Here is a 6,183-nt window from a genome sequence, read left to right on the forward strand (position 1 = left end):
CAGCCAATCGCATCGGCCGCGGTGGTACCAACCGGGAGGTCAGCCCTGCGCGTCCCGCCAGCCGACCCACTCGCGCACGAGCCCGAGGTCGTACTCCGGCCCGCTGACCCCCACGGTCAGGAGCGTCGCGCCGGCCGCCACGAGCGGCCCGGCCACCTCGGCAGGCGTGCGCGAGACGGCGACGGACCGTTCGATCTCGGCGGGATCGCGGCCGACCGCGGCGCAGTGCTCGTCGAGGATCGCGCTCTTGCGCGTGAGCACGTCGACGTCGCCGAAGCTGTGCCACACGTCGGCATGCTGGGCGACGACGCGCAGCGTCTTGCGCTCGCCGCCCCCGCCGATCAGCACCGGGATGTCGCGCGTGGGTGCGGGGTTGCCATGCGCCCATCGCGCCGTGATGCGGGGCAGCGCCTCACCGAGCGCGGCGATCCGCGAGCCCGCGGTGCCGAACTCGTACCCGAACCTGTCGTAGTCGCGCTCGAACCAGCCGGCCCCGATGCCGAGCACGAGGCGTCCGCCCGAGATGTGGTCGACCGTGCGCGCCATGTCCGCGAGCAGATCGGGGTTCCGGTACGAGTTGCACGTGACCAGCGCGCCGAGTTCGACGCGCGAGGTCTGCTCGGCCCAGGCTCCGAGCATCGTCCAGCACTCGAAGTGCTTCCCGGCCGCGTCCCCGAGCAGGGGGAAGAAGTGGTCCCAGTTGAAGACGATGTCGACCCCGAGGTCCTCGGCGCGCGCGACGGCGTCGCGGATCTGCGCGTACTCGGCATGCTGCGGCTGGAGCTGGACCCCGATGCGGGGACGACGACGTGTGGCACCCATGGGGTCGAGCCTCGCACCCACGCCGGGCACCGGCACACCGGGACGTCCCGTCGGCGGCGACCTCGACGCCGCAGGTGGACGCCGTCACGGGGTTCGGGGACCACCCCCGTCACCCGCTCGCTGAGCGGGCCACCTCCCCGGGAGGCGCGGACACCCGCGCCGGCGGGAGCGTGAGCGGGCGCTGCGGGCGGCTCGCCCACAGCACACCGCCCACGATCGCGGCACCCGCGACCAGCACCACGAGATCGATGCGCTCGCCGAACGCGACCCACGAGGCAGCGACGCCCGTGACCGGCACGAGCATCGAGAACGGGGCCACGGCCCCGGACGGGTGGCGCGACATGAGCGTCGTCCAGATCCCGTAGCCCACGACCGTCGCCACGACCACGACGTAGACCAGGCCCAGCACCGACGGCAGGGCCTCGCGCGTCAGGGCCGTGCGCAGCGCGTCCCCCACCCGGTCCGGCCCCTCGACCGCGAGCGAGATCGCCCACATCGGCAGCGGCGGGACCACCGACATCCAGAGGGTCAGCCGCAGCGGGTGGGAGGTCCTCGCCTGGGCGCTGCACACGTTGCCGAAGGCCCAGCCGAGCGCACCGCACAGGGTCAGCACGACGGGCAGCAGCGCGGCCACCTGGGCGCGGTGGGCCGCGATGGCGACGAGGCCGAGCACCGCGACCGCGATCCCGACCGTCTGCCGTGGGCTGATGCGCTGCCCGAGCCACACGCCCGCGAGGACGACCGTGAACGGCGCGGACGCCTGGAGCACGAGCGACGCCAGCCCGGCCGGCATCCCCGCGGCCATCCCCAGGTAGAGGAAGCCGAACTGCAGCACGCCGATCCCGAGCCCCATCCCGACCAGCCACCGCAGCGGCACGTCGGGGCGTGGCACGAGCAGCAGCGTCGGGATCGCGAGCAGCGTGAACCGCAGGGCCACCATGAGGAGCGGGGGGAAGTGCTCGAGGCCGAGGGCGGTCGCGGGGAAGTTCAGGCCCCAGCACACGGCGACGACGACGGCGAGGAGTCGGTCGCGGAGAGGCACCGGGCCATGGTGGGGGTCCGGCGCCGGACGAACAAGGACGGCGCGCGCCCCGCACGGCGCGGATTGCGGGATCCTGCCTAGGGTGGTCGGGACGTCGACGTGCGGCGGTCCGGCGTCGCGCGGGCCGAGTGGGGACGAGCGGGGACGGGTGGGCCGAGTGGGACGAGTGGACGAGGATGCGATGACGACCAGCACCGAGGGGTACGACACGGCCGGCGCGTACGTCACCACCGGCGAGTCCTTCCGGCGGGACACGAACTACATCACCACCCGCGTCACCGCCGACGGACGCGACGGGTACCCGGTCGAGCCCGGCCGGTACCGCCTCGTGGTGTCGCGCGCCTGCCCCTGGGCGAACCGCGCGGTGATCGTCCGCCGGCTGCTCGGGCTCGAGCCGGTCCTCTCGATGGGCATCTGCGGCCCGACCCACGACCGGCGCAGCTGGACCTTCGACCTCGACCCCGACGGCGTCGACCCGGTGCTCGGCATCCCGCGGCTCCAGGACGCCTACTTCGCCCGGTTCCCGGGGTACGAGCGCGGCATCACCGTCCCGGCGATCGTCGACGTGCCGACCGGCCAGGTCGTCACCAACGACTACGCGCAGATGACGCTCGACCTCTCGACGCAGTGGCGCACGCACCACCGCGACGGCGCACCCGACCTCTACCCCGAGCACCTGCGCGCGGAGATCGACGCGGTGAACCGGCTGGTGTTCCGGGACGTCAACAACGGCGTCTACAAGTGCGGCTTCGCCGGGTCGCAGGAGGCCTACGAACGGGCCTACACGCGGCTTTTCGCCCGTCTGGACGACCTCTCGGACCGCCTCCGCGACCAGCGCTACCTCGTCGGCGACACGATCACCGAGGCGGACGTCCGCCTGTTCACGACGCTCGTCCGGTTCGACGCCGTCTACCACGGGCACTTCAAGTGCAACCGGCAGAAGCTGACCGAGATGCCCGTGCTCTGGGCGTACGCGCGCGACCTGTTCCAGACGCCCGGCTTCGGCGACACGATCGACTTCGACCACATCAAGAAGCACTACTACGTCGTCCACACCGACCTGAACCCCACGCAGATCGTCCCGCGCGGGCCCGAGCTCTCGGGCTGGCTGAGCCCGCACGGTCGCGAGACGCTCGGCGGACGGCCGTTCGGCGACGGGACCCCGCCCGACCCGCCGCGGCCCGACGAGGTCGTCCCGCCCGAGCACACCGCGGCCGCCTTCCCGTCGGCGGGCTGAGCGCGCATGGCCACGCACCGCGAGATCGAGACGAAGCTCGAGGCGCCGGCCGCCGCTGTGCTCCCCGACCTGACCGGGCTCCCGGGCGTCGCGTCGGTCGACGAGCCGGAGGAGATCGAGCTCGAGGCGGTGTACCTCGACACGCCCGACCTGCGCCTGACGCGCGCTGGCCTTTCGCTGCGACGTCGCACCGGCGGACCGGACGCGGGCTGGCACGTCAAGCTCCCCGCGGCGGGCGACGAGCGGACGGAGCTGCAGGCGCCGCTCGGGGACGACGACGGCGCTCCCCCTCCGGCGCTCGCGGCAGCCATTCGCGCGCGCGTGCGCGGCGCCGCGCTCGAGCCCGTCGCCGTGCTGCGCACCCGACGGACCGTGCACCGCCTGCGCGACGCCGAGGGCCAGGTCCTCGCCGAGGTGGCCGACGACCGGGTGACGTCCCGGGCCCCGGGCGAGCGCGACGTCGTCGTCGACGCGTGGCGAGAGTGGGAGGTCGAGCTCGTCGACGGGGACCGCCCGCTGCTGCGCGCGGCCCTCGCGCGGCTCGAGGCGGCGGACGGGACGACGGCGGCGTGGTCGTCCAAGCTGCGCCGCGCGCTGCGGGACCGGCTGGCGGCCGACGGGCCGGACGACGCCGCACGCCCGGCCTCCGGGTCCGCCGGCGCCGTCCTCCAGGGACGCCTGCGCGCGCACCGCGACCGCCTGCTCGAGCTCGACCCCGCGGTCCGCCGGGACGAACCCGACGCCGTGCACCAGATGCGCGTGACGACCCGCCGGCTGCGCAGTGCGCTCACGACGTTCCGGCCGCTCCTGGACCGCGAGCGGAGCGAGCTCGTGCGCGCGGAGGTCCGGTGGCTCACCGGGGTTCTCGGGGCGGCACGGGATGCCGAGGTGGAGCGCGGCCGCCTGTCCGGCCTCGTGCACGAGCAGCCCGCCGAGCTGGTCCTGGGCCCCGTGGCTGCCCGGCTCGACCAGGACCGCGCCCAGGCCTACCGCGCCGCGCACGACGAGGCGCTCGCGGCAATGGACTCGGATCGCTACCTCCGGCTGCTCGACGCCCTCGACGCGCTCGTGGACGACCCGCCGTTCTCGACGATGGCCGAGCTCCCGGCCGCCACGCTGCTCCCCCGGCTCGTCCGCCACGAGTTCCGGCGGCTCGGCAAGCGGCTCGACGCCGCCCAGGCGGCGGAGCCAGGGCGCGTGCGCGACGCCGCGCTGCACGAGTCGCGCAAGGCGGCCAAGCGCGCGCGGTACGCCGCCGAGCTCGTCGCGCCGGTCGTGGGTCGCGCCGCCGAACGGTCGGCCGAGGCGGCCGAGGCGGTCCAGGACCTGCTCGGCGAGCACCACGACACGGTGGGCGTCCGGGACCACCTGCGCCGGATCGGCATCGAGGCCCACCTCGCCGGTGAGAACGCCTTCACCTACGGCCGGCTGCACGCGCTCGAGGAGGCACGCGCGCAGCGCCTCGAGCAGCGGGTCGCCGAGGTCGCGGATCCCCTCCGGTCCAAGAAGCGCCGCCGCTGGATGCGCTGAGCTCAGGCTGCGGTCGTCCCCTCGGCGGTCACCTTGAGCAGGTTGCGCCACGGGTCCTGGAACCGCAGGGCCGCGCCGTCGTCGGTCACCGCGACGCCCGCGTGGGTGAGGCGCGAGGTGAGGGCGGCGACGTCGTCGGCGGTGGGGACCACGATCGACACCTCGCCGAGGCCGAGCGACGAGGCCCGCGGACCGGCGCCACGGCTGTTCCAGGTGTTCATCGCGAGGTGGTGGTGGTACCCGCCCGCGGAGACGAACAGCGCCCCGGGCCACGTGGCGGTCACCTCGAAGCCGAGCGTGTCGACGTAGAAGCGCTGCGCGCCCTCGACGTCGCCGACCTGGAGGTGGACGTGGCCGACGGCGGCCGGCTTGGCGCCGACCTCGGCGAGGACCTGGTCCGTGACGTGCTCACGCAGGTACTCGTTGGGGTCGAGGCGCAGCGAGTCCATCTTCACGAACCCGTTCTCCCAGGCCCACTGGTCGCGGCTGCGGTCCCAGTAGAGCTCGATGCCGTTTCCCTCGGGGTCGGTGAAGTAGAACGCCTTCGAGACGAGGTGGTCGGCGCTGCCCGTGTACGTGCCGGTCGCTTGCATCGCGATGGAGGCGACCGTGGCGGCGAGCGCCGGCTCCTCGTCGAAGAGGATCGCGGTGTGGAAGAGCCCGGCCTCGCCGCGCCCGGGGACGGGCAGGTTCGGCGTGTGGCGCAGCACGACGAGCGGCGTGCCGGCCCGGCCGAGCGTCACGGACGCGCTCGACGGGATCCCGAGGACGTCGTCGGCAGGGGCGGGGGTGTCGAGGACCTGGAGGGCCAGGGTGTCGCGGTAGTAGGCGGTCATGCCGTCGAGGTCACCGACGCGAAGCGTGACGGCGTCCATCTCCGTCCCTGCGGCGATGACGTCGGGGCCGACGGGGGTCGTGGTCGGCTGGGTCGTGGTCGCCGTGGTGGCGAGGGTCGCGTGCTCGGTCATGGCTTCCTCCGGGGTTGTCTGCTCGCACCAATGTACTTGAGCGTTCAACTTCTGTCACCTCCTGGCTATTCCCGGGTCCGGTGGACACCGGGCGCGGCCTCGCCGACACGGACCCAGACCACCGTGCCGCCGTCGTTCGTCTCGAAGAGCAGCACCGTGCCGGGTGGGGCGAGTGACGCAGCCCACCCGGCCTCGAGCCGGCGCGCTGCGCCGGTCCCGGTGCGGGCAGGCTCCCCTATCCCGCCGGCGAACGCCCGTCATAGCGGCGCGGAAGCTACGACAGGACGCCGCGGCCGTTCTGCTGCGCCTGCTCGAGCGTCATCTCGTGCCATGCCGGGTCTGTCAACGTCGGCCGAAAATTGACCCCCTGGCGTCGGGCGAAAATTGACCCCGTTGGTGTGGTTCGTGCCGGTCAGCGTGTGCTGGCCGGTGTGGTGGTGAGTAGGTCTCGGCGGGTGCGGGTGCGGGTGCGGTAGGACTCGCCGGTCAGGGTCAGGACCTCGGCGTGGTGGACGAGGCGGTCGATCATGGCGGCGGCGACGATGTCGTCGGCGAAGATCTCGCCCCAGCGGCCGAAGGGCATG

General features: G+C 73.9%; 6 protein-coding genes. 2 read left to right on the forward strand and 4 right to left on the reverse strand.

Translation table 11 applies throughout. The features are described 5' to 3' along the window. Positions 1–39: 39 nt before the first annotated feature. A complete protein-coding gene (locus HIR71_RS03740) occupies positions 40–822 on the reverse strand; it encodes an LLM class F420-dependent oxidoreductase (RefSeq protein WP_169323547.1) in 783 nt (260 codons plus the stop codon). A gap of 109 nt (positions 823–931) precedes the next feature. After that, entirely contained in the window at positions 932–1,864 is a 933-nt protein-coding gene (locus tag HIR71_RS03745) for an EamA family transporter (protein ID WP_169323549.1), read from the reverse strand. A gap of 181 nt (positions 1,865–2,045) precedes the next feature. Between HIR71_RS03745 and HIR71_RS03750 the strand changes: the two genes are divergently transcribed. Then, complete coding sequence (locus HIR71_RS03750) at positions 2,046–3,101, forward strand: glutathione S-transferase family protein (RefSeq protein WP_169323550.1); 1,056 nt, start codon at positions 2,046–2,048, stop codon at positions 3,099–3,101. Positions 3,102–3,107: 6 nt separating this feature from the next. Next, complete coding sequence (locus HIR71_RS03755) at positions 3,108–4,631, forward strand: CYTH and CHAD domain-containing protein (RefSeq protein WP_169323552.1); 1,524 nt, start codon at positions 3,108–3,110, stop codon at positions 4,629–4,631. 2 nt (positions 4,632–4,633) lie between these two features. Here HIR71_RS03755 and HIR71_RS03760 read toward each other — a convergent pair whose 3' ends face one another. After that, positions 4,634–5,506, reverse strand: coding sequence for a VOC family protein (locus HIR71_RS03760; protein ID WP_249051556.1), 873 nt, complete (start codon positions 5,504–5,506; stop codon positions 4,634–4,636). 505 nt (positions 5,507–6,011) lie between these two features. Continuing rightward, a partial coding sequence (locus HIR71_RS03765) for an ATP-binding protein (RefSeq protein ID WP_169323556.1) occupies positions 6,012–6,183 on the reverse strand: 172 nt, incomplete at its 5' end.

Source organism: Cellulomonas fimi (assembly GCF_012952065.1).
In the GTDB taxonomy this organism is placed as follows: Bacteria; Actinomycetota; Actinomycetes; order Actinomycetales; family Cellulomonadaceae; genus Pengzhenrongella; species Pengzhenrongella fimi_A.

What these genes read in the sequence shown, in the direction of transcription:
- HIR71_RS03740 (WP_169323547.1), bottom strand. Translation starts at nt 822, where the DNA reads ATGGGTGCCACACGTCGTCGTCCCCGCATCGGGGTCCAGCTCCAGCCG.
- HIR71_RS03750 (WP_169323550.1), top strand. Translation starts at nt 2,046, where the DNA reads ATGACGACCAGCACCGAGGGGTACGACACGGCCGGCGCGTACGTCACC.
- HIR71_RS03755 (WP_169323552.1), top strand. Translation starts at nt 3,108, where the DNA reads ATGGCCACGCACCGCGAGATCGAGACGAAGCTCGAGGCGCCGGCCGCC.
- HIR71_RS03760 (WP_249051556.1), bottom strand. Translation starts at nt 5,506, where the DNA reads ATGGACGCCGTCACGCTTCGCGTCGGTGACCTCGACGGCATGACCGCC.